Genomic DNA, 22,757 nt, shown 5'->3' on the forward strand with positions numbered 1-22,757 from the left:
TGAGGGCAATTCAGCGAGCTAATGTTGGTGGAAGATTAGCATAAGAGCCTAAAGGTTGATCAGCTGTCTGAATGATCTAAACGTTTTTTGCACGTTACGCAAATTAAGTGGAACTTTTTTAAGTTCAATTTAGGTGGTACCACGGTTAACCTCGTCCTAATTAGGGCGAGGTTTTCTTTTTTAGAAAGGAATTTGTTAATGAGAATTAAAGACACTCTTAATTTAGGTAAAACTAAATTTAAAATGCGCGGTAATTTGCCAGTTCGTGAAGCAGAATGGCAAAAGCAATGGCGTGAAAATAAATTATATGAACAAAGATTAAAGCTTAATGAAGGTAAGCCTCGTTTTGACTTACACGATGGCCCTCCATTTGCCAATGGTAATATCCACATGGGACATGCTTTGAACAAGATCTCAAAGGATATCATTGTTCGCTACAAGAACATGAATGGTTACTATGCACCATACGTACCAGGTTGGGATACTCACGGTCTTCCAGTAGAACAACAACTTGCTAAAAAAGGCGTAGACCGTAAGAGTATGGATCGTGCTAAGTACCGTGAACTTTGTCGTCAATATGCTGAAGAACAAATTCAAAAGCAAATGAATGACTTTAAGCGTCTTGGTGTGATGGCAGATTGGGATCATCCTTATGTTACCTTGCAACATGACTTCGAAGCACAAGAAATTCGTGTCTTTGGTGAAATGTACAAGAAGGGTTACATTTACAAGGGTAAGAAGCCTGTTTACTGGTCATGGTCAAGTGAATCTACTTTAGCTGAAGCTGAAGTTGAATATAAAGATGTTGAAGCAAATTCAATTTTCGTTGCTTTCCCAGTAACTGACGGTAAAGGCATCATCGATCCTAAGGATACTTATTTCGTAATCTGGACTACTACTCCTTGGACTATTCCAGCAAACGAAGCAATCTGTGTAAATCCTAAGTTTGATTACTCAGTAGTTCAAGTTGGCGATAAACGTTACGTTGTTGCTACTGGCTTGCTTGATAAAGTAGCTGAAGAAATCGGTTGGGATGACTATAAGGTTGTTCAAACAGTTAAGGGTGCCGACATGGAATACATGAAGGCTAAGCATCCAATTTATGACAAGGAAAGTCTTGTAATTGAAGGCTTCCACGTAACTTTGGATGATGGTACTGGTTTAGTTCATACCGCACCTGGCTTTGGTGAAGACGACTTTAACGTTGGTCAAAAATATAACTTGCCAATCTTCAGTCCAGTAGATGCTCACGGTTGCTACACTGATGAAGTACCTGAACTTAAGGGCATGTTTTACCAAGACGTAGATAAGTTAATGATCGAAAAGTTAAAGGATGCTAGTGCACTTCTTAAGCTTAAGGTCTTTACTCACTCATACCCACACGATTGGCGTACTAAGAAGCCAGTTATCTTTAGAGCAACTACTCAATGGTTTGCTTCAATCGCTAAGTTTAGAGATCAAATTCTTGATCAAATTGAAAAAGCGAGCTTCATCCCTTCATGGGGTAAGACTCGTCTTTACAACATGATTAAAGATCGTGGTGACTGGGTAATCTCACGTCAACGTGCATGGGGTGTTCCACTTCCAATTTTCTACGCTGAAGATGACACACCAATCGTTACTCCAGAAACAATTGAACATGTTGCTAAGATCTTCGAAAAAGAAGGTTCAAACGCTTGGTATACTCATACTGCTAAGGAATTATTGCCAGAAGGCTTTACTTCAGAACACTCACCAAATGGTGAATTCACTAAGGAAAAGGATATTCTTGATGTTTGGTTTGACTCTGGGTCATCATGGTCAGGTGTCATGGAAAAACGTGATGGTTTACATTACCCAGCTGATCTTTACCTTGAAGGTAGTGACCAATATCGTGGTTGGTTTAACTCAAGTTTGATTACTTCAGTTGCTGTCACTGGTCAAGCTCCATACAAGCAAGTTCTTTCTCAAGGATTCGTTTTGGATGATAAGGGCCACAAGATGTCTAAGTCACTTGGTAACGTTATTTCACCTAATGACGTAATCAAGCAAATGGGTGCAGAAATTATTCGTCTTTGGGTAGCTCAAGCTGATACTACGTCAGACGTTGCTGTTTCAATGGGAATCTTGCAACAATCTGCAGAAAGCTACAGAAAGATCAGAAATACTTTCCGTTACATGCTTGCTAATACTAGCGACTTTGATCCTAAGAAAAATCGTGTTGCTTACGATGATCTTCGTTCAGTAGACCAATACATGGAAGTTAAGTTAAATGACTTAATCAAAGAATGCTTAGCAGCTTACGATAAGTTTGACTTTACTACTGTCTTCAAGAAGGTCTTTAACTTCATTTCTAATGATCTTTCAGCATTCTATCTTGATTTTGCCAAGGACGTTCTTTACATTGAAGCTGAAAACAGTCATGCACGTCGTTCAATGCAAACAGTTATCTATGATGCTGCAGTTAAGTTGGCTAAGATTTTGACTCCAATTTTGCCACACACTATGGAAGAAATTTGGGGCTTCTTGAAGGAAGACGAAGATTACGTTCAACTTGCAAATATGCCAAAAGTAGAAAACTATGCAAATCGCGATGAATTGCTTGAAAACTGGGCTAAATTCATGAAGTTGCGTGATGATGTTTTGAAGGCACTTGAAGATGCAAGAAACAAGAAGTTGATTGGTAAATCATTTGAAGCAGCCGTAACAATTTATCCAGATAAAGAAACTAAGGCCATGCTTGATGAATTAGACGCTGACTTCAGAGAAATTTTAATTGTTTCTAAGTTAACTATTTCAGATGATCCAGCTCCAGCTGACGCTGAACAACTTGCTAATGCTGCTGTTGTAGTTAAGCATGCTGAAGGTGAAGCTTGCCCACGTTGTAGAATGATTAGAACTGATATTGGTGCAGATCCTAAGTTACCAATGCTTTGTGGTCGTTGTGCAGAAATTGTTGAAGCAAACTACCCTGAAGCAGTACAAGAAGGATTAGAAAAATAATGCGTTTAGGTACTGTTAAACAATTTGATGAAGGAAGCAGTTATGGCTTTATTGAAGACGATCGCAACCACAAATCGTACTTCGTTTTCTATAAAGCTATTAAGGAAGAAGGCTATAAATCATTACGAGTAGGCGATCGAGTACAATATCAATTAGCTCAAGGAAAAAATGGCCTACAATGTGTTAATGTATATTTAGCTTAAAAAAGGAGGATGAGACTTAGTGGATTTAGAAGAAACAGAAATCTCATCGCAACAGATTTTTCAAGGTAGAATCTTGGATTTATCTGTTCGAAAAATCAAATTACCTAATGGCGATACTGCGACTAGAGAAATAGTTAAGCATCGCCCTGCATCTTGTGTTATTGCAATTAATGATCAACAAGAAATGCTTTTGGTAAAACAATGGCGTGAAGCTATCAAGCAAGTCACTTTAGAAATTCCAGCTGGAATTGTTGACCCAACTGACACTAGTCCTCTTGATGCTATGAAGCGTGAATTGAATGAAGAAGGCGGCTACAAGGCAGAATATTGGGAAAAAGTTAGTGAATTTTATTCTACACCAGGCTTTTGTGATGAAAAAATGCATCTTTTCTATTGTGATACGTTAACTAAGTTGACTGAAAAGAGATCATTAGATGCAGATGAATTTTTAACTTCTGATTGGTATAGTTTAGATGAATTAAAGAATTTATTAGCAGAAGGAAAAATTGTCGATGCTAAGACAATTTATGCCATTTCTGTTTGGGAAAATATGCTATTGCGCAATGCTCAAGCTGAAAGTAATAAGTAATCATGACAGAAAAGCGTTCTGATTATCGTAAAAGACAGAAAAAAAGTTTAGTAGACAAAGTTAAATCTGCTTTTACTGATAATGATGCAACAGAAGAAGTTAATGTTAATCCTGATTTTCAAAGGGATGATTCTGAAAGAAGACGTCCTTTGGAAGGCGATGGAGAGGAGTTTTATCAAGCACAGCAGCCTATCGATAAAGAAAAGATGCGCGAAGAAAAGTCTTTAAAACTGAAAAAAAGACTGAACAGTGCTATTCTGATAGTGTTTGTTTTAATTATTTTAGTGCTTTTAGCATTATTTCATTTATAATTTGAAACGAGGAAATTTATGAAGATTGCGATTATTGTTCCAATGGCTGAAGAAGCCGAATTTTATCGTAATCATTTCCACGCAGAAAAAAAAGAAATGTTCGGATCAACTGAATTCGAACATTTTTCTGTTAACGGAAATGATGTTTATTTAGGTTTGAGTGGTATTGGTAAAGTTCAAGCTGCGATGAACCTAGCTAGTTTGTTAAGCAATGTAGATATTGATGTTATCTTTATGACTGGTTCCGCCGGTGCTTTACATAAGGATATTCATCAAGAAGATTTAGTTTTGCCTAATGTCTTCATGTATTATGATGCTCATAATACTGCTGCAGGTGATTATGTAGAAGGCCAAATCCCACAACAACCAGCTCAATTTGTACTTGATTCACTAGAAAGAGCTGCATTCGCTGAATATCTTAAAAAGCAAAATGTTGCTTTTAGTGAAGGATTAGTAGTTACTGGAGATTCATTTGTAGCTTCAACTAAGCAAAAGGATGAAATAAAAGAGAACTTCCCTGATGCATTAGCTTGTGAAATGGAAGGTGCTGCTTTTGCTCAAGTTGCTCATGCTTTTAATAAGCCATTAGTTGCAATGCGGGCAATCTCTGATAATGGTGATGGCAGTGCAAGTGAAGACTTTGATGTATTTGTTAAAAAGGTTGGAGCTAAGGCTGCTAAATTAATTAGTGATTACGTAGAAAAGATGAATTAACGTGCGTGAAATTTATTTGGATAACGCTGCGACTACTCCTATGTCTCCTAAGGTAATTGATGTAATTACTGATGAAATGAAAAATGATTTTGGTAATGCATCAAGTACTTATGAGTTGGGACGTCAAGCAAGAAATGTGATTGATCGAGCTCGTCATCAAATTGCCGCAAGTATTAATGCTAAAGATAATGAAATTATCTTTACATCCGGTGGCTCAGAAAGTAATAATACTGCCATTTTTGGTACAGCATACAGTCGAAAAAATATTGGTAAGAAGATTATTACCACGCAAATTGAACATCCTTCAGTTTTAAATCCTATGAAGCGATTAGAAGATGAAGGCTACAACGTTGTCTATTTAAATGTTGATGAGACGGGACATATTTCTTTAGATGAACTGAAAAAAGAATTAACGCCAGATACAATTTTAGTATCGATTATGGCCGTAAATAATGAAGTAGGTTCCATTATGCCACTTAAAGAAATTGGCGAATTGGTCAAAGAGAGCAATGCATATTTCCATGTTGATAATGTTCAAGGCATGGGAACGATTGATATTGATGTCAAAGCAATGAATATTGATTTATTATCAGTATCTGCTCATAAAATTAATGGACCAAAATTCTTAGGATTTTTGTATGAGAATTCTGATATTGATTTGCCAAATTTGGTTTTAGGCGGTGAACAGGAGACTAAACGTCGTGCTGGAACTGAAAATGTACCCGGTATTGCTGGCTTTGGCGAAGCAGTTAAAGAACTGACCAATATTGGTCATGATGATCTTCAGGCAAAATATGCGCATTTCCAAGATCTTATTTTGAACCAACTTGATCAAAATAAGATTGATTATAAAATCAATGGTGGTCATGGTCCTGGATATTCTCATCATGTCTTAAATCTATGGTTTAAGGGTGTTTCTACTACTTCATTACAAACTAATTTAGATTTAAACGGTTATGCTGTCTCAGGTGGTTCCGCATGTACCGCAGGGTCACTTGAACCTTCACATGTATTAATTGCATGTTTTGGTGCAGATTCTCCTCGAATTAATGAATCAATTCGTATTTCGTTTGGGCGGTATAATACAGATGAAGAAGTAGAATCATTTGCTGAAAATCTGGTAAAAATTGTTCAAAGAATTCAATCTAAAAGAAAATAGTTGCTTTTAAAAAGAAAGTAACTTATTATAAATAAGTGAGGGAAAATATGGCAAATATAGTTGTGATTAATGGTGATAAACGTAAGTTTACTTTAAATCCAGAGTTAAAACTTTATGCTTTAATTGATGCTGGTTTTGTGAAGACTGCTAAGGGTAATTTTAATTATGAACATCCTTTGTATAATGATTCACCTTATAATGCACCAACTAAGTTAAAGATGACTGTTAATAAGGATTTATCTCATTTAACGATGGTTGTTACTGATCGCAATGGTTTGCAAAAGGTTAATATTTTTAAAAACAAGCAATTAGCGCCAACTGTAGATCTTTTAGATTACATTTTGAAGGATCTTGAAGAGCGTAAGATATTGCTTGAGGTAAAGGATTGATTGAATAATGGTTGACAATAGCAAGACTAGAGTAGTTGTAGGTATGAGTGGTGGTGTAGATTCATCAGTATCAGCATTATTACTCAAACAACAAGGCTATGATGTTGTCGGTGTTTTCATGAAAAATTGGGATGATACTGATGATTCTGGTGTTTGTACCGCTACTGAAGATTACGAAGATGTAAAGAAAGTTGCCGATAAAATCGGTATTCCATACTATTCAATTAATTTTGAAAAAGAATACTGGCATCGTGTTTTCGAATACTTTTTAAATGAGTACAAAAAGGGAAGAACGCCTAATCCTGACGTAATGTGCAATAGTCAAATTAAGTTCAAGTCATTTTTAGATTTTGCGATGGATCTAGATGCTGATTATATTGCAATGGGACATTATGCTAAAACTGTTAAAGATGCAAATGGTCTTACTCATATGATGCGTCCGAAGGATGGGAATAAGGATCAAACTTACTTCTTAAGTCAATTAAATCAAGATCAGATTAAGAAGGTTATTTTCCCACTTGCTAACTTAACTAAACCTCAAGTGCGTGAAATTGCCTTAGCTAATGGTTTGGCTACTGCTAAGAAGAAAGATTCTACTGGTATTTGTTTTATCGGTGAAAGAAACTTTAGAAAGTTCTTGAGCGAATTTTTACCAGCTAAGTCAGGTAAGATGGTTACCCCTGATGGCAAAGTGGTTGGTGAACATGCCGGCTTAATGTACTACACTATTGGTCAAAGACAAGGTTTAGGTTTAGGTTCAACTAGGGAATCAACAGATCCATGGTTTGTTGTTGGTAAGGACTTAAAGAAGAACGAATTAATCGTAGAACAGGGTTATGATAGTAAGCTTCTTTACGCGAGTCGCTTGAAGGCTAGTGATATGTCATTCTTTACTGGTAAGCCAGATCATGATGTGGAATTTCACTGCAGCGCTAAGTTCCGCTATCGTCAATGTGATGTTGGTGTAACTGTTAAGTATCATGCAGATGATAATACTGCTGACGTTTGCTTTGATGAACCAGCTCGTGCAGTTACTCCTGGTCAAGCTCTTGTTTTGTACCAAGGTGAAGAATGTCTTGGTGGTGGAAATATTGATGCTGCTTACCAAGAAGACAAGCAATTGCAATTAGTATAAAATGAATTTTAAAAAAGGACGTTCGAATTTTCGAACGCCCTTTTCTTTGTGCTAAACTAGTTATATCAATTAAACATGTTTGGGGGATAAAAATGCAAATTTATTTTGTTCGTCATGGTAAAACTGAATGGAATTTAGCAAGTCGTTTTCAAGGTGGACATGGTGATTCACCACTCTTGCCACAAAGCTTAAAAGATATAAAGAAGTTAGGTGAACATTTAAAAGGAACTAAGTTTAGAGGTATTTTTGCTAGTCCTTTAGATCGTGCCTTTAATACTGCTCAAGGTATTGATAATGCTATGAATGCCAACTTGCCAGTAGTGATTGATGAACGATTACGTGAATTTAACTTAGGTGATATGGAAGGAATGAAATTTGCGGAAGCAGAAAAGAAGTTTCCTGAGCAAATGAACAACTTTTGGCATCATCCGGATAAGTATGATCCCACCGAATTACATGGTGAAGATTATGAACACGTAATTGCTCGTGGCAAGTCTTTTGCTAAAGAAATGGCTGAAAGATTCCCGAATGATGATGATAAAGTATTAGCAGTCAGTCATGGAGCAGCTTTATCAGCAATTATGGGTGGTTTGTTAGGCTATCCTTTAAAAGATATTCGTAAAAATGGCGGTTTAAGCAATACCAGTTTAACAGTACTTGAAACGCTTGATGGTGGTAAGACTTTTAAACCAGTTGTTTGGAACGAAACTAGTTATTTAGGCAGAAAGTTATCAAAGACGGATTCACTGTAATGGATAAAAAAATTGCACAGCTTTATGATAATGGCAAGGTTGATCAGGCGATTCATTTATTAGTTCAAAAAATTGATCAAAAACCACAGAAAATTGAAAACTATTTGCAATTATCAACTTATTTAATTGAACAAGGTAGTGTAGATCAGGCACAGCAGCTGTTGGAACAAGCGCAGCACTTAGTTAAAAAGCCGCAAGAGTTAAATTACAATTTAGCTGTTAGCTACTATATGCAGGGTGATTTTGATAAAGCTTTGGCATTATTGGACCAAATTCCTAATGACGATTTGACTTTATATCAGAAGGCATTAACTTATTTAAAATTAGGTCAGAGCCAAAAAGCTCTTGCGTATGCTTTAACAATCAAAAAAGTTGATGATAAGGTGCAAGAATTATTAGGGGATATTTGGATGAGCTTAGGCGAAAATGCTCAAGCCCAGCAAGCCTATCTCATGATTCCTAAAGATAGGCGAACAGCTAAGATATATTTCTTGCTTGGTGTTTCTACCATGGAAAAAGATCGAACTCAGGCAGAAGCATATTTTGCAAAAGCGAAAGCAATGGATGAAAAATACTATAAGCGGGCAATGGATCAATATGCTTCAATTATGAAAATGCTGAATGATAAGGAAAAGAAAAAGTAATGAGCGAATTCACCGGTAAAATTAACGGGATTGTTTTTGAAAATGATAAAGATTTATATAAAATCCTCGATGTTGAAATCATTGGTTCACTCGAAAATTATTCACGTAGCGAAATTAAGGTAACTGGTAATTTTGGTGATGTGCAAATTGGTAGTAGCTATCGCTTCGATGGTAAACTGGTTATGCATGAAAAATTCGGTTTACAATTTCGCGCTAATAGCTATAAGCCGATCATGCCTCATGAAGAAGGCTCACTCACTAATTATTTGAGTTCTAATAAATTCCCAGGTATTGGTAAAAAAACAGCGGGTACCATTATTGAAGAATTGGGATTAAATGCTTTAGATGTTTTAAAAGAAAATCCTGCTAAAATCGACACGTTATCTTTAACTAAAAAGCAAAAAGATAGCTTATTGTCGGGTCTAAATTCGATGGATTCTTATTCTGAAATCGTCTTAAAACTAGCTCAATATGGAATAAGGAAACAGGTAGCCGCTAGGATTTACCAATGTTATCATGGAGCAGCTCTAGATAAATTAAAAGAGGATCCTTATGCTGCCGTTAATGAAATTACAGGTTATGCATTTAAAACGGCAGATACCATCGGCAAGCAATTGGAGATACCCAATGATGATCCAAGAAGAATAAATGGGGCCATTTATCAGGTTCTGCTAGACGCTTTGAGTGGTGAAGGCAATACTTATGTTCCACTATCCGATTTACTGACTGGTGCTAAAGAATTATTGCAAATCCCACAATTTGATCCAATTGCGATTTGTGTAAATGAATTGCAGAAAAAGGGCAAAGTAATAGTTGATGGTGAAAATGCTTTTTTACAAAATATTTATCAAACAGAGGTCGATATTGCCCGTTCTATGAAGAGTTTGATGGAAAGTAGAAAAGCACAGGATGATGAACAGTATAGCGATAAGAAAATTGAACAAGCTATCAAGGATGCGGAGCAAGAATTAAAAATTAAGTATGATGACACACAGAAGCTTGCTATCAAGAATGCTTTGAACAATCCTATTTCGATTTTGACAGGTGGTCCTGGGACAGGTAAAACCACTATTATCAATGGAATATTGCTAGCATTAAGAAAATTGGCAGAAATACCTGCTTCATCGCTATATAGTGAAGATCCACCATTTTTATTAGCAGCGCCAACTGGTAGAGCTGCTAAGAGAATGGGAGAAATAACCGGAATTAGTGCCAAAACGATTCATCGACTTCTAGGGTTAGGCATTGGAGACGCAAATGCTGAAGATCTAAATGAGCTAAATGGTGAAATTTTGATCATCGATGAGATGTCTATGGTCGACATGTTCTTGTTTAAGCAGCTTCTTTCTAGCATTAACCAAACTCGTCATATTGTGTTTGTAGGAGATAAGGATCAGTTACCTTCTGTCGGTGCGGGGAACGTATTTAGCGATTTAATTAAGTCACATGCTTTTCCGACTACAGTTTTAAAGCAAATTCACCGACAAGGGGATGAGTCAACGATTATTACGCTGGCTCACGATGTAAATGAGGGCAGAGACCAACAAGCTTTATTTAAGAAGACTAAGAATTATTCATTTATTAGCTGTAGACCTGAGTTGGTGGGGGATGCAGTAGGACAAATTGTCAAATTAGCTTTAAAACGTGGCTTTGATAAGGATGATGTCCAAGTATTGAGTGCCATGTATCATGGTAGCGGCGGAGTAAACAATTTAAATGATGTTATTCAAGAAATAATGAATCCGCCTAAAGCTAAGAGTAAATTTTTAGAAGTACGCAATGAAATTTTCAGAATTGGTGATCGAATTTTACAATTGCAAAATAATCCTGAAAAAGATATCTATAATGGCCAAATTGGTAAAATAATTAGTATCGATGAAGATAATTCTAAAGAATGCATGGTTGCTAATTTTGATGATCGGGAAGTAAGTTTTGGTAAAAAAGATTTAACTGATTTAACCAGAGCGTATGCGATTACTATTCATAAGTCACAAGGTTCAGAATTTCCATTAGTTATCTTGAATTTGACTATGCAGAACTATGTGATGCTTAAACGAAATTTGCTTTATACGGCGATTACTCGAGCTGAGAAAAATTTGGTTTTAGTAGGAGATCCACGAGCCTTTGCAGCAGCTTTTAATACGCCAGGAAATGATCGAAAAACTGGATTGGCAGATAAAATCTGTGCTCAATTGGGTATTAAAGTTACTGAAACTAGTGAAGAAAAAACAAAAGATGAAGTTGCAGCACCTGAATCTGAAAAACAAGAACCAGAAGATTATATTTTGACGCCTGAAAAGATTTATTCAGGTGAGATAGATCCAATGATTGGAATGGAAAATATTAAATTATAAAAAGAAGCTAAGATAATCATTCATCTGAATGAAAACCTTAGCTTTTTTGCTTATTTCAACAAATTAAAGTGATCTATTTTAAATGTTAATTTAAAATCTTGGGCGTCATAATCTTCACCGTCAATTTGTGCAAACTCTGGCTTTTGAGTTGTAACTTGAATCTCTTTAGCCTCTATATAGTGAAATTGGGGAGCATTTACATGTGATCCATCTTTTAATAATTTGCCAAAAAGATGGATAAATTTGAATAAGTTGGGCTTTTCTACGATCACAGTATCTAAATGATGACTGTAAATGTCAGCTTTGGGTAAAATCGCAATTCCACCACCAAAATATGGATGATTGGTAGTAGTCACGAAATAAGCATCCCCGTAGCGCACAGTTTCATTTGCCGTTTTGATCGTAACCGTAAATGTATTCTGTTTTGCAAGAGCTTTAATAATATTTAAGCCATAAATCAAATTACCAAAATTAACATGATTTAACTTTTTCTTTAGTTTCTCATTATTGCTTTCATGAACAACAAATGCGTCAAAGCCGATTCCAAAATTATTAACAAAATAACCATGCGGCATTTTAGCTATATTTGAAGTAAAGAATCCGCAATCAACGCGTTCCGGCTCGGGATCTTGCAATAAATTATTAACTAGTTGCAAAGGATCGTTAGTTAATCCAGCTCCTCGCGCAAAATCATTGCCAGTTCCAGCAGGTAAATATGTTATAGGTGTTTCAGGGAAATTTGATCTTTTAATGCCATTTAAAACCTCATTGAAAGATCCATCACCACCCACAACGATTAAAATATCATTTGGGTTAGGATTTTTATTGGCATAATCTTCAGCCAACTTAATGAGTTCGCCAGGATAATTGCTCTTTTTATGACTAAATGGAATATTTAGATTATTTAATACCTTTTGCAAGGAATGGTCAGCTGCAACAGCATTTCCATTTCCAGCTACTTCATTAACTAATAAATGTACTTTAATTTTTTTATTCATATATCTTATATTCAAAATAAAAGACTCCCGAAGGAGTCTAATTTTTTATTTCTTTTCAATAATAATTGGCAAAATCATTGGTCGCCGTTCAGTCTTAGAGTAAAGGAAATCAGAAAGATTTTCAGAAATTGCCTTCTTGATATCACTTTCTTTAGGCTTGTCTGATTTAGCCATTTCATTTCGAAGAACGTGGTAGACGTGCTTTTGTGCTTGGTTAATCAGTTCAGTTGATTCACGCATGTAGACGAAACCACGACTGAGAATATCAGGACCAGCTAAGACACGTTTATGTTTGTAATCAACAGTTGCTACAGCGACAACCAAACCTTCTTCTGAAAGAATTTGACGATCGTGTACGACAACATTACCAACATCTGCAGTACCCGAAGTATCAACATAAACATCGCCTGCAGGGATTCTACCAGCAATTCTAGCTCCATTTGGCCCAAAACAAACAACTTCACCGTTGGACAACACGAAAGTATTTTCAGCAGGTACACCAGCTTCTTGTGCTAACTGTGTATGAATAACCTGCATTCTGTACTCACCGTGAACTGGAATCATGTACTTAGGCTTAGATAAGCGAACCATCATCTTTAATTCTTCTTGACCACCGTGACCAGAAGTGTGGACGTTGTTAACACGACCATGAATGACATTAGCGCCGCCTTCCATTAATTTGTTAATTAAGTGGTTAACGCTCAATGTGTTTCCTGGAATAGGGTTAGAAGAGAAGATAACTGTATCGCCAGGCTGTAAAGTTATTTGTCTGTGAGTACCATTGGCAATTCTTGAAAGAGCTGCTAATGGTTCACCTTGTGATCCAGTACATAGAATCATAACTTTGTCAGGTGGCAGCTTGTTAATCTCTTCTGCATCAACAATTAAATCCTTTGGAACATTTAAGTATCCTAAATCGATTCCGTTATCTACACCATTTTCCATACTACGTCCAAAAATGGCAACTTTTCTACCTGTATCGATAGCTGCTTGTATAGCTGTAGAAACACGATAAAGGTTAGAGGCAAATGTAGCGAAAATAATTCGCCCATGAATACCAGTAATAATATTATGAAGCGACTGTGCAACGAATCTTTCAGATTTAGTAAATTGACTAACTTCAGCGTTAGTAGAATCTGAAAGAAGGGCAAGTACACCTTCTTTACCTAATTGAGCCATTTTTTGGAAATCTGGTGCAGGTTGATTCATAACAGGAGTTAAGTCAAACTTAAAGTCACCGGTAAAGACAACAGCACCAAGCGGTGTATGAACAGCAATTCCTAAAGTATCAGGAATGGAGTGTGTGGTTCTGAAGAAAGAAACAGATAATTTCTTAAATTTTAAAACCGTATCTTCATGTTCTTCATGCAGTTCGGTAGTCTTCAAAATACCATGTTCTTCCAATTTGCCTCTGATTAATGAGAGGGCAAATGGAGTTGCATAAACAGGAATTTCAGGAATCTTTTCCAATAAAAATGGAATACCACCAATGTGGTCTTCATGTCCGTGACTAACTACAAGAGCCTTAATCTTCTTACGGTTTTTGATTAGGTATGAATAATCTGAAATAACGTAGTTAATACCTAATAAATCGTCTTCGGGGAATTTAATACCACAGTCCATGATGATAATTTCATCCTGATACTGGACACAATACATATTTTTACCGATTTCATGCAAACCCCCGATTGCATAAACGGCTACTTCATTATTTTTAATTCGCACTCTTTATTACTTCTTATCGAACGTAGTTAACTTAAAGTCAGCGTGTTCTTTTTCGTAAGCCAAAGAATTGCCTGTTAATTCTTGGATGAGTTCAATGTTATAGGGGGTGTTGTCCTCAACCGTACTTCTTGCTTCGACCATGTTGTCAGCTTCCATGTAAAGAGTTTGAGTAGTTTCTCTACGTGGGTTGACAATTTTGTCTTTTTGATACAAAACTTTGTAAATCATAAATGATTCTCCTTAATTAATGTATAAACGTTCAATTTAGAGTGAAATTACTCTATAGCTAATAAAAATTTTATCATATTTGTAAAGGTAAGTATATAAATATGTTTAGATCTATATTCATTTGAAAATCATTAAGGAATTCTCTTGATAATTATTGACGTAAAATAACATTAGTTGTACTATGAATTTGTAGTGAATGATGAATAAACTCATTTACTCGCTATAAGAAGTCTCTTCAATCTTCTTAATTCCCAATGTATGAACCACTGGTCCAGTCACCCAGTGGTTTTTTATTATATAAAAAGAGCCTGCTTATGATACAATCCCACTAAAGTGGACGATTGAAACACGTAAAGTATTCAATCATTCACGGAGGTGGGATTTTTCTATGTCTAGAAAAAGCAAATACACACTTGATCAAAAGAAATGGGCAGTTGAACAATACTTGAATGGTAATTTGAGTGCTGTTGAAATAGCTAAAAAGCTTAATATGACAGGTAAAAACGGGGACCATCGAGTGAGAGATTGGGCTCTTCAATATCAAAGTAACCGAAATATGTTCCTTAGTTCTGGCCTGCATAATAAACATTACTCTAAAAAATTCAAAGAAAATATTGTACAAGAATATTTAAGCGGTAAAGAATCATTATTAACTTTAGCCAATAAATATGGTATTAGAAGTCGAGAAACAGTAAGAAAATGGGTTTCCAAGTATAATAGTCATATAGAGAATTGGGATTATGATCCCCACCCGGAGGTCCATATGGCTAAAGCAAGAAGGAAAACTACCCAGCAAGAAAGAATTGAAATCGTTCAATATTGTCTTAAATACAATAAGGATTACACTCAAACAGCTGTTAAATATAACTGTTCCTACCAGCAGGTTTATAGCTGGACACATAAATATTTGGCTAAAGGTGAAATTGGCTTAACAGATAAACGAGGTAGACATAAGAAATCTGAAGAATTAACGGAATTAGAACTAGCTAATCACAGAATTGCAGAGTTAGAACGTCAGCTCAAAGAAGAACAAACTAAGAATGAGTTCCTAAAAAAATTGGATCAACTAGAAAGGATGTGCTTGCCGGACAGCCAAAATACAGACAAGCCGCAATAAGAAGACGCTGGAAAAAAGATACGTATCAGTTAATTCGTGACTGTCATCAAAAGTACAATTGGAAAATCGATTTAATGTGTAAATGGGCTAAGATAGCACGATCAGCCTACTATAGATACTTTGACACTAAACGCGAGCCTGGTCAGCGAGAAAAGCGAGACAAGAGAATTGAAGCCAAGATTATTGAAATAACTGAGTCTAACAACAGTCTATTTGGAACGGAAAAGATGACCATGGCAGTTAATCGTCAAATGCCTGATGAAACGCCAATTTATCATAAAACTGTTTATCGTTTAATGTGTGTTAATGGCATCAGATCTCAAAAGCCGAGATACCAGAAGCCTAAATTCAAACACACAACACCAGAAAAAACAGCTGAAAACAAATTAAAGCGAAACTTTAATGCTTCTAAACCTAATGAAAAATGGTGTACAGATATCACTGAAGTTGTAGTACCTAGTTTACCTAAAGCATATCTTTGTACAGTGTTTGATCTCTATGATCGCTATCCTGTCGGCTATGCAATTAGTAAACGAAATGATGTTGCCTTAGTTCAATCAGCCTATAAACAAGCCATTGAAGCTTATCCAGATGCTCATCCGCTCTTTCACAGTGATCGTGGATTTCAATTCACTCGTGCGCCTTTTCAGAATCAACTAGGAAATCAAGGCATGACACAATCAATGTCTCGCGTTGGCTGCTGTATTGATAATGGTCCCATGGAAGGCTGGCAAGGTATTATCAAAGAAATGCGAATTGTTCTTCATCCTCAAGTTGCTAGTTACGAAGAACTTAATGAGTCCATCTGTAAAACAATAGATTACTACATCAATGAAGATCCACAGAAGCGTTTCAATGGCTTGACCGCTGGTGAAATGCGCAAAGAAGCAATGAAGGGTAATATTAAGAACTGCCCCATTGCCCCAAATCATCGAATTGAACGATACTGGCAAGATATAAGCAAAAAGAAAATTAGAGAAGCTAAAAAAATCCTCAGCTGATTATTAATCAACTGAGGAATAAAAGCTTTATGTATTTCTACTGTCTACTTGACAGGGAATGTATCATTATGCAGACTCTTTTTTTGGTTAAATAACAATTAAGAAATAACCACAGTATCTTCTTTAAGTGCAAATGGATCTTTTTTATTAATTCTGTCATAGAAAAGATGACCATTAAGGTGATCGATTTCATGAGAAGATACAATAGCTGGATAATCTTTCAAGCGAATAGTTTTTTCTTCTCCATCAACAGTGTAGTAATGAATAGTTAACTTGTCTGGACGTGGTACGTAACCATTAATTACTTTGTCAACGCTAAGGCAACCTTCACCTTCGCTAAGGCAAGCTTGACGTACGGATTCAGAAACTATTTCTGGGTTAACGTAAACTTCCTTAAAGATGATTTCACCTTTATCATCAGGAACTAAAAGCGCAGCCATTTGAACGCCTTCGCCAACTTGTGGAGCAGCTAATCCAACACCTGCTCTAAGTTGATGTTTTTCAGCGATCTTTGGATCTTGTGAATTAACTAAATATTCCATCATATCTTCTGCTAATTGCTTGTAGTGGTCGCTAAGCGGAAAAGTTAAAGGCTTAGCAACTTGGCGTAAAACGGGATCGCCGTCACGCACGATATCTTTCATTAAGATCAAAATAATTACTCCTTTTTAAAAAACTTATCTAATATATTTTTACCATATTTTAAGCGATTTTGCTTGATTTTAGATGAAAACAATTAAAAGTTAACTTATTGTTAAGCGTTGACCCGCGTGCAGTTAGGTGGTAAAATTCACTAACGTAACTATACAGATCAAAAATAGAAGCACTTCGATAAGGCGCTACTGCGTTACCGAAACTGTGACAGAGTCACAGTTTTTTTATTGAAGAGTGGGGAGGAATACTTTTGTCAGAAAAAAGAAGAGACGATCTTAGAAATATTGCTATCATTGCCCACGTTGACCACGGTAAAACTACTTTGGTTAACCAATTATTGAAGCAATCTGATACTTTACCAGAACATATGAATCTGGAAGATCGTGCTATGGACTCAAACGCTATTGAACGTGAACGTGGTATTACTATTTTATCTAAGAATACTGCTGTTCGATACAAGGATACTACTATCAACATCTTGGATACACCAGGTCACGCCGACTTTGGTGGGGAAGTTGAACGTGTTATGCACATGGTAGACGGAGCATTACTTTTGGTTGATGCTTATGAAGGTCCAATGCCACAGACTCGTTTTGTTTTGAAGAAGGCTTTGGAAGCCGGTGTAAAGCCAATTGTTGTTTTGAACAAGATTGATCGTCCAGGTGCTCGTCCTAAGAAGGTTTTGGATGATGTGCTTGAACTCTTCATCGAATTAGGTGCTAACGATGAACAGCTTGACTTCCCAGTTGTTTACGCATCAGCATTGAATGGTACTTCATCATATGATGCAGATCCAAGTACTCAAAAAGAAACTATGGATCCTATCTTTGATACCATTATTAAGAATATTCCTGCTCCAATCGACAATTCAGATGAGCCTTTACAATTTCAAATCACAATGCTTGACTGGGATGACTACGTTGGCCGTATTGGTGTTGGTAGAATTTACCGCGGTAAGGTTAAAGTTGGAGACAACATCACTGTTATGAAGCGTGATGGCTCTACTCAAAACTTCCGTGTTACTAAATTATTTGGTTACTTCGGTTTGAAGCGTAACGAAATTAAAGAAGCTAAGGCCGGCGATATCATTGCTATTAGTGGTATTAATGATATTTACGTTGGTGAAACAATTGCTTCAGCAGAACATCCAGAAGCATTGCCACTTCTTAAGATTGATCCACCAACCCTTCAAATGGACTTTGTTGCTAACGACTCACCATTTGCAGGTCGTGAAGGTGACCAAGTAACTCCTAAGAAGCTTGAAGATCGTTTGATCCGTCAAACTCGTACTGATGTTTCATTAAAGGTTGAACCTACTGATCAATTAAACGCATGGACTGTTTCTGGTCGTGGTGAACTTCACCTTTCAATCTTGGTTGAAGAACTTCGTCGTGAAGGCTTCGAATTACAACTTTCACGTCCTAAGGTTATTTACCGTGAAATTGATGGTACTATGTGTGAACCATTCGAGTCTGTTCAAATTGATACTCCAGATGAATACGTTGGTTCAGTTATCGATTCACTTTCACAAAGAAAAGGTGAAATGAAGAACATGGAATCAACTGGTAACGGCCAAACTCGTCTTGAATTCTTAGTTCCATCACGTGGTTTGATTGGTTACAACAATGAATTCATGTCACAAACTGGTGGGTACGGTATCATGAACCACACCTTTGAAGCATACAAGCCAGTTGTTAAGAACTGGAACCCAGGCCGTCGTAATGGTGCTTTGGTATCAATTAACCAAGGTCAATCAACTACTTACTCACTTCAATCAGTTGAGCAACGTGGTGAATTATTCATCGGTGCTGGTGTTGAAGTTTACGAAGGTATGATTGTTGGTCAATCATCACGTGAACGTGATATTGCAGTTAATGTAACTAAGGGTAAGAACTTAACTAACACTCGTGCTGCAGGTAAGGACCACGCAGCTGCAATTAAGACCCCTAGAACTTTGACTCTTGAGGAAGCTATTGAATTCTTGAACGATGATGAATACTGTGAAGTAACTCCAGAATCAATTCGTTTACGTAAGAAGATCTTGAATACTTCAGAGCGTCAAAAGGCTGATAAGAAGCGTGCTCGTGCTAATGGTTAATTTTAGATAACCTTAAAAAGGTCATCACTTAATAGAAGTGGTGGCCTTTTTGTTTTATAATGAAAAAGTATTATTTCATAAAAGGGGCAACGCTCGTGCGTCGAAAATTAAGATACCTTAACTATCGTATATTTATCCCATATCTAATTTTGGTAGTTCTGGGGATAGTTTTGGTCTATTCAGCAAGTTCAGATATTTTATTAGTTAATGGTTTTAAGCCAAGTGTTTATGGTATTAGACAAGCGATTTATGCTTTAGTAGCATTTTTATTTTTTGGTATTCCATTTTTTGCACTAAAAATAAAGGTATTTAAAAGTCCTAAATTTGTGGCGGGCTTTTTAATTATTTGTATTTTAATGCTGTTATGGTTAGTCTTTTTGCGCTTCTTCCATAGTTCGGCAGCGGTTAATGGTGCTGTAGGTTGGATTAATTTAGGTTTTATTAATTTACAGCCACTAGAGGTCACTAAATTAGCTTTAGTTATTTACTTGGCTTATGTTTTAGACCATAGGGATGGTAAATTGGTTAAAGGTAAGATTAAGGATAATTTATCACACCCTGCTATTTTAGCTGCATTTTTAATGTGCTTAGTTATTGTTGAGCCAGACTTAGGTGGTACTGCAATTCTGTTTATGATTACTCTAGTAATGTTTTCAGTATCCGGTATACCAGCTAGATTAGCTTTAACTTGGCTAATCGGTATAGCACTTGTTATTGGCTTGGTGGTTCTTATAATCATTATTTGGAATCCTGAGTTTTTGCAAAAGAGTTACCAATTTCAACGATTAATGTCGTTTTTGCATCCCTTTGAATTAGAAAGAAAAGGTGGAGCTCAGTTAGTTAACTCGTACTATGCCATTCATAATGGTGGCGTATTAGGAGTAGGGCTAGGCAATAGTATGCAAAAAAGAGGCTATTTGCCAGAGCCATATACTGATTTTATTTTGTCAATTACAGCTGAAGAAGTTGGAGTAATTTTAACTATTTTGTTAGTTGGCTTATTATTTTACTTAATGCTGGAAATCATGAATGTGGGAATTCATGCTGTTTCTCAATTTGATGCTCTAATTTGTTTTGGCGTTGCCACGATTATTTTTACTGAAGCATTTTTTAATATCGGAGCTGTATTGGGATTATTACCAATTACCGGGGTAACTTTACCATTTATTTCTTATGGTGGTTCTTCTATGATTGTCTTAACGGCCGCAATTGGGCTAGTTTTAAATGTATCTGCTAATGAAAAAATGCTCAAAGAAAAGGATGAAACAATAGCGTGAGTATCAATCAAGAGATAGAAAATACTCGTTTAACCAAACGAGTAGCACTAATTATTTATCTAAGATCTGTTAGTGATCAATACAAACTGCGTCATTATGGTGACATCGTTTATTTCTCTAAGAATATGAAATACTGTGTTCTGTATGTGAATCGCAAAGAAGCTAAAGAGTTAAAAAATGAAATAGCACAATTAGATTTTGTAAATCACGTAGAAATTTCTCCAGAAGAAAAAGTCAATTTAGATAGCCAACATATTGAGGGGCAGTTGGTTGAAATGGCTAAAGAAGCGGAGAAAAAGTTACAACTTGAACAAGAAAAGAATGAGGATCAAATGCAATGAGAATCATTTCAGGAAAATATGCTAAAAGAAATTTATTTACTTTAAAAAGCAATAAAACTCGGCCTACTAGTGATAAAGTTAAAGAATCGCTTTTTAACTCATTAGGACAATTTTTTAATGGTGGTAATGTTTTAGATTTATATGCTGGTAGCGGTGCTTTAGGAATAGAATCCGTGTCAAGAGGATACGACCATGCCAGTTTGGTGGATATAAATCATGCCGCCTGTTCTATTATTAAAAAGAATGTAGCTTTAACTAAAGAAGAAAATCGTTTTAGCGTTTATAATATGCGCAGCAATGCTGCATTAAAATTGTTTGCAGAAAATCAAGAGAAATTTGATTTAGTATTTTTGGATCCACCATATGCTAAAGAAAAAATTGCTAAAGATATGTTGCAAATGGATAAGTTGGGATTGTTGAATGCAAATGCAACTGTGGTAGCAGAGACTGATGATCACACTGAATTGGGTGATATCAGTGGCTTTTCCTTAATTAAGAAACACCATTTGGGTAAAACGATTGTGAGAATTTATCGAAAGGATTAGAAATGACTATTGCACTTTTTCCAGGGAGTTTTGATCCTATCACAAATGGACATATTGAAACGGCAAAAAAAGCAGCTCAAATTTTTGAAAAAGTTTATTTAGTAGCAATGACTAATACTTCTAAGCATTATCTGTTTTCTCCAGCAGAAAGAGCTGATTTTGCGAGGGATGCATTAAAAGATATTGCTAACATCGAAGTTTTAGAAAAGCCAGATGAGATTACAGTTGATTTGGCTCATGAATTAAAAGCTAAGGCAATAGTACGTGGAGTCCGTAATAGTGCTGATTTTCGATATGAACAAGAAATTGCGGGAATTAATAAACGCTTGGCTCCGGATATTAACACAGTTTTATTGTTTAGCAGTCCAGAAAATTCGTTTGTAGCTTCCAGCATGATCAAGGAATTGGCTAGATTTGACAAAGACGTTAGTCAATTTTTACCTGAAAAAGCTGCTAAGGCTTTAAGAAAGAAATTAAACAATGAATACGCAGAATAAGAAGCATCAATTACGAAATTGGCTGCTTGCACTTATTGCTATTTTAGTTGTTGGTATATTAATATTTTGGCCAACGGATTATTTTATTGAATCTCCGGGTGAAGCGGTTCCGGTGAGTCAGTTTATTAAATCCAAAAATAAAAAGCCGGATAATTTTTACTTAGTCACCGTTAGCGTAACTAGTCGGCCGGCATCTATTTTGCAATACTTGTGGAGTTACACTAAGCCGTATGATGAACGAGTTCCTAGCAAGGAATTACTCGGTGGTCAGACTAGTGTGCAATATAATGAGTTGCAAGATTGGTATATGGAAACTAGTCAACAAAATGCGATTTATTATGCAGCTAAAAAGGCCGGTAAAAAGCATAGTTTGCAGTATTTAGGCGTTTATGTAATGGAAGTTCAAAAGAATTCTAGCTTTAAGCATAAACTCAGAATCGGAGATACTGTTTTAGGTGCAAATGGTCATCGTTTTCATTCAACAGAAGAAATGATGACATATTTACGTAAGCAAAAAATTGGTTCCAAAATAACTATTTCAGTTTTAAGAGAAAAACAAACGAAGAAGATCAGCGGTAAAGTTGTTAAAGTTAAGGGAACCAATAAACCGGGAATTGGTATTCAGCTAGTTGAACATGTTGAAGTTAAAACTAAGCCTAAACTAGCAATTAATGCTGGCGAAATCGGTGGTCCATCTGCTGGTTTAATGTTTACTTTGGAAAGTTACGAAGTATTCAGCAAGCAAAATCTTAGTCATGGACATAAAATCGCCGGTACAGGCACAATTTCACCAACAGGTAAGGTCGGCATTATCGGTGGGGTCGATAAAAAGGTAGTAGCAGCCAGCCGAGAAGGAGCAGAAGTCTTCTTTGCCCCAACTGATTCATCAAGCGTGAAAAAGAGTGAAACTAATTATGCTGTAGCTAAAAGAACTGCTAAAAAAATCCATACAAAGATGAAAATAGTTCCAGTAGATACTTTTGATGATGCTCTGAACTATTTGAAATCACATTACTAAAAATTTTTGCAAAAAAATTAAAGTCC

General features: G+C 36.1%; 23 protein-coding genes. 19 read left to right on the top strand and 4 right to left on the bottom strand.

The window, feature by feature from the left end; translation table 11 throughout:
- The first annotated feature begins 198 nt into the window (after window positions 1–198).
- The 11 genes from ileS (at window position 199) to CP355_RS01520 (ending at window position 11,232) form a co-directional block, all read left to right on the top strand.
- A complete protein-coding gene (ileS, locus tag CP355_RS01470; protein ID WP_098043736.1) occupies window positions 199–2,982 on the top strand; it encodes an isoleucine--tRNA ligase in 2,784 nt (927 codons plus the stop codon).
- Complete coding sequence (locus CP355_RS01475; RefSeq protein ID WP_003627651.1) at window positions 2,982–3,185, top strand: cold-shock protein; 204 nt, start codon at window positions 2,982–2,984, stop codon at window positions 3,183–3,185. The genes ileS and CP355_RS01475 overlap by 1 nt, the downstream gene beginning before the upstream one ends.
- 19 nt (window positions 3,186–3,204) lie before the next feature.
- Window positions 3,205–3,774, top strand: coding sequence for an NUDIX hydrolase (locus CP355_RS01480; RefSeq protein ID WP_025005043.1), 570 nt, complete (start codon window positions 3,205–3,207; stop codon window positions 3,772–3,774).
- A 2-nt stretch (window positions 3,775–3,776) separates the two neighbouring features.
- Window positions 3,777–4,085 (top strand): hypothetical protein, encoded by a 309-nt coding sequence (locus CP355_RS01485; protein WP_098043737.1) that lies wholly within the window; start codon window positions 3,777–3,779, stop codon window positions 4,083–4,085.
- A gap of 18 nt (window positions 4,086–4,103) precedes the next feature.
- Entirely contained in the window at window positions 4,104–4,799 is a 696-nt protein-coding gene (locus CP355_RS01490; protein WP_098043738.1) for a 5'-methylthioadenosine/adenosylhomocysteine nucleosidase, read from the top strand.
- A 1-nt stretch (window position 4,800) separates the two neighbouring features.
- Window positions 4,801–5,958, top strand: coding sequence for a cysteine desulfurase family protein (locus tag CP355_RS01495; RefSeq protein WP_098043739.1), 1,158 nt, complete (start codon window positions 4,801–4,803; stop codon window positions 5,956–5,958).
- 47 nt (window positions 5,959–6,005) lie between these two features.
- Window positions 6,006–6,347: a DUF1831 domain-containing protein gene (locus CP355_RS01500; protein ID WP_025005039.1), complete on the top strand. Its 342-nt coding sequence runs from the start codon at window positions 6,006–6,008 to the stop codon at window positions 6,345–6,347.
- A 7-nt stretch (window positions 6,348–6,354) separates the two neighbouring features.
- Window positions 6,355–7,482 carry a tRNA 2-thiouridine(34) synthase MnmA gene (gene mnmA / locus CP355_RS01505; protein WP_098043740.1) on the top strand — a complete coding sequence of 376 codons (1,128 nt, stop codon included), beginning with the start codon at window positions 6,355–6,357 and terminating at the stop codon, window positions 7,480–7,482.
- Window positions 7,483–7,574: 92 nt separating this feature from the next.
- Window positions 7,575–8,234, top strand: coding sequence for a histidine phosphatase family protein (locus tag CP355_RS01510; RefSeq protein ID WP_025005037.1), 660 nt, complete (start codon window positions 7,575–7,577; stop codon window positions 8,232–8,234).
- On the top strand, window positions 8,234–8,878 hold the full coding sequence (locus CP355_RS01515; protein ID WP_098043741.1) for a lipopolysaccharide assembly protein LapB: 645 nt from the start codon (window positions 8,234–8,236) through the stop codon (window positions 8,876–8,878). Before CP355_RS01510 ends, CP355_RS01515 begins: the two co-directional genes overlap by 1 nt.
- A complete protein-coding gene (locus CP355_RS01520) occupies window positions 8,878–11,232 on the top strand; it encodes an ATP-dependent RecD-like DNA helicase (RefSeq protein WP_098043742.1) in 2,355 nt (784 codons plus the stop codon). Before CP355_RS01515 ends, CP355_RS01520 begins: the two co-directional genes overlap by 1 nt.
- Window positions 11,233–11,282: 50 nt before the next feature.
- Here CP355_RS01520 and CP355_RS01525 read toward each other — a convergent pair whose 3' ends face one another.
- Genes CP355_RS01525 through CP355_RS01535 form a run of 3 tightly spaced genes read right to left on the bottom strand, consistent with a single transcriptional unit; the run spans window position 11,283 to window position 14,183 of the window.
- Window positions 11,283–12,230: a diacylglycerol kinase family protein gene (locus CP355_RS01525; protein WP_098043743.1), complete on the bottom strand. Its 948-nt coding sequence runs from the start codon at window positions 12,228–12,230 to the stop codon at window positions 11,283–11,285.
- Between the two features lie 45 nt (window positions 12,231–12,275).
- Entirely contained in the window at window positions 12,276–13,955 is a 1,680-nt protein-coding gene (rnjA, locus tag CP355_RS01530) for a ribonuclease J1 (protein WP_087175802.1), read from the bottom strand.
- A gap of 6 nt (window positions 13,956–13,961) precedes the next feature.
- Window positions 13,962–14,183, bottom strand: a complete 222-nt coding sequence (locus CP355_RS01535; protein ID WP_025005032.1) for a DNA-dependent RNA polymerase subunit epsilon — start codon at window positions 14,181–14,183, stop codon at window positions 13,962–13,964.
- A gap of 388 nt (window positions 14,184–14,571) precedes the next feature.
- Here CP355_RS01535 and CP355_RS01545 point away from each other — a divergent pair, with 388 nt between their 5' ends.
- Together CP355_RS01545 and CP355_RS01550 are read left to right on the top strand one after the other, a co-directional pair.
- Complete coding sequence (locus tag CP355_RS01545) at window positions 14,572–15,300, top strand: helix-turn-helix domain-containing protein (RefSeq protein WP_098043744.1); 729 nt, start codon at window positions 14,572–14,574, stop codon at window positions 15,298–15,300.
- Window positions 15,261–16,301 (top strand): IS3 family transposase, encoded by a 1,041-nt coding sequence (locus tag CP355_RS01550; protein WP_143468299.1) that lies wholly within the window; start codon window positions 15,261–15,263, stop codon window positions 16,299–16,301. The genes CP355_RS01545 and CP355_RS01550 overlap by 40 nt, the downstream gene beginning before the upstream one ends.
- 98 nt (window positions 16,302–16,399) lie before the next feature.
- Here CP355_RS01550 and def read toward each other — a convergent pair whose 3' ends face one another.
- Window positions 16,400–16,954, bottom strand: a complete 555-nt coding sequence (gene def / locus CP355_RS01555) for a peptide deformylase (RefSeq protein ID WP_025005031.1) — start codon at window positions 16,952–16,954, stop codon at window positions 16,400–16,402.
- 251 nt (window positions 16,955–17,205) lie between these two features.
- Between def and typA the strand changes: the two genes are divergently transcribed.
- From typA to CP355_RS01585, 6 genes are all read left to right on the top strand, one after another.
- Window positions 17,206–19,053 carry a translational GTPase TypA gene (typA, locus tag CP355_RS01560; protein WP_025005030.1) on the top strand — a complete coding sequence of 616 codons (1,848 nt, stop codon included), beginning with the start codon at window positions 17,206–17,208 and terminating at the stop codon, window positions 19,051–19,053.
- Between the two features lie 95 nt (window positions 19,054–19,148).
- A complete protein-coding gene (locus tag CP355_RS01565; RefSeq protein WP_087175803.1) occupies window positions 19,149–20,330 on the top strand; it encodes an FtsW/RodA/SpoVE family cell cycle protein in 1,182 nt (393 codons plus the stop codon).
- Window positions 20,327–20,671 carry a YlbG family protein gene (locus CP355_RS01570; protein WP_025005028.1) on the top strand — a complete coding sequence of 115 codons (345 nt, stop codon included), beginning with the start codon at window positions 20,327–20,329 and terminating at the stop codon, window positions 20,669–20,671. The genes CP355_RS01565 and CP355_RS01570 overlap by 4 nt, the downstream gene beginning before the upstream one ends.
- On the top strand, window positions 20,668–21,216 hold the full coding sequence (rsmD, locus tag CP355_RS01575; protein WP_098043746.1) for a 16S rRNA (guanine(966)-N(2))-methyltransferase RsmD: 549 nt from the start codon (window positions 20,668–20,670) through the stop codon (window positions 21,214–21,216). Before CP355_RS01570 ends, rsmD begins: the two co-directional genes overlap by 4 nt.
- A gap of 2 nt (window positions 21,217–21,218) precedes the next feature.
- Window positions 21,219–21,713: a pantetheine-phosphate adenylyltransferase gene (coaD, locus tag CP355_RS01580; protein WP_025005026.1), complete on the top strand. Its 495-nt coding sequence runs from the start codon at window positions 21,219–21,221 to the stop codon at window positions 21,711–21,713.
- Complete coding sequence (locus CP355_RS01585) at window positions 21,697–22,731, top strand: SepM family pheromone-processing serine protease (protein WP_025005025.1); 1,035 nt, start codon at window positions 21,697–21,699, stop codon at window positions 22,729–22,731. The genes coaD and CP355_RS01585 overlap by 17 nt, the downstream gene beginning before the upstream one ends.
- The last annotated feature ends 26 nt before the right edge of the window (window positions 22,732–22,757 follow it).

The sequence above is a fragment of the Lactobacillus sp. UMNPBX4 genome, assembly GCF_002554115.1.
GTDB classification, from domain to species: domain Bacteria; phylum Bacillota; class Bacilli; order Lactobacillales; family Lactobacillaceae; genus Lactobacillus; species Lactobacillus gallinarum.

Excerpts from the sequence above, each read along its gene's own strand:
- ileS (WP_098043736.1), top strand. The coding sequence starts at position 199 with ATGAGAATTAAAGACACTCTTAATTTAGGTAAAACTAAATTTAAAATG.
- CP355_RS01475 (WP_003627651.1), top strand. The coding sequence starts at position 2,982 with ATGCGTTTAGGTACTGTTAAACAATTTGATGAAGGAAGCAGTTATGGC.
- CP355_RS01485 (WP_098043737.1), top strand. The coding sequence starts at position 3,777 with ATGACAGAAAAGCGTTCTGATTATCGTAAAAGACAGAAAAAAAGTTTA.
- CP355_RS01490 (WP_098043738.1), top strand. The coding sequence starts at position 4,104 with ATGAAGATTGCGATTATTGTTCCAATGGCTGAAGAAGCCGAATTTTAT.
- CP355_RS01500 (WP_025005039.1), top strand. The coding sequence starts at position 6,006 with ATGGCAAATATAGTTGTGATTAATGGTGATAAACGTAAGTTTACTTTA.
- mnmA (WP_098043740.1), top strand. The coding sequence starts at position 6,355 with ATGGTTGACAATAGCAAGACTAGAGTAGTTGTAGGTATGAGTGGTGGT.
- CP355_RS01510 (WP_025005037.1), top strand. The coding sequence starts at position 7,575 with ATGCAAATTTATTTTGTTCGTCATGGTAAAACTGAATGGAATTTAGCA.
- CP355_RS01515 (WP_098043741.1), top strand. The coding sequence starts at position 8,234 with ATGGATAAAAAAATTGCACAGCTTTATGATAATGGCAAGGTTGATCAG.
- CP355_RS01520 (WP_098043742.1), top strand. The coding sequence starts at position 8,878 with ATGAGCGAATTCACCGGTAAAATTAACGGGATTGTTTTTGAAAATGAT.
- CP355_RS01525 (WP_098043743.1), bottom strand. The coding sequence starts at position 12,230 with ATGAATAAAAAAATTAAAGTACATTTATTAGTTAATGAAGTAGCTGGA.
- CP355_RS01535 (WP_025005032.1), bottom strand. The coding sequence starts at position 14,183 with ATGATTTACAAAGTTTTGTATCAAAAAGACAAAATTGTCAACCCACGT.
- CP355_RS01545 (WP_098043744.1), top strand. The coding sequence starts at position 14,572 with ATGTCTAGAAAAAGCAAATACACACTTGATCAAAAGAAATGGGCAGTT.
- rsmD (WP_098043746.1), top strand. The coding sequence starts at position 20,668 with ATGAGAATCATTTCAGGAAAATATGCTAAAAGAAATTTATTTACTTTA.
- coaD (WP_025005026.1), top strand. The coding sequence starts at position 21,219 with ATGACTATTGCACTTTTTCCAGGGAGTTTTGATCCTATCACAAATGGA.
- CP355_RS01585 (WP_025005025.1), top strand. The coding sequence starts at position 21,697 with ATGAATACGCAGAATAAGAAGCATCAATTACGAAATTGGCTGCTTGCA.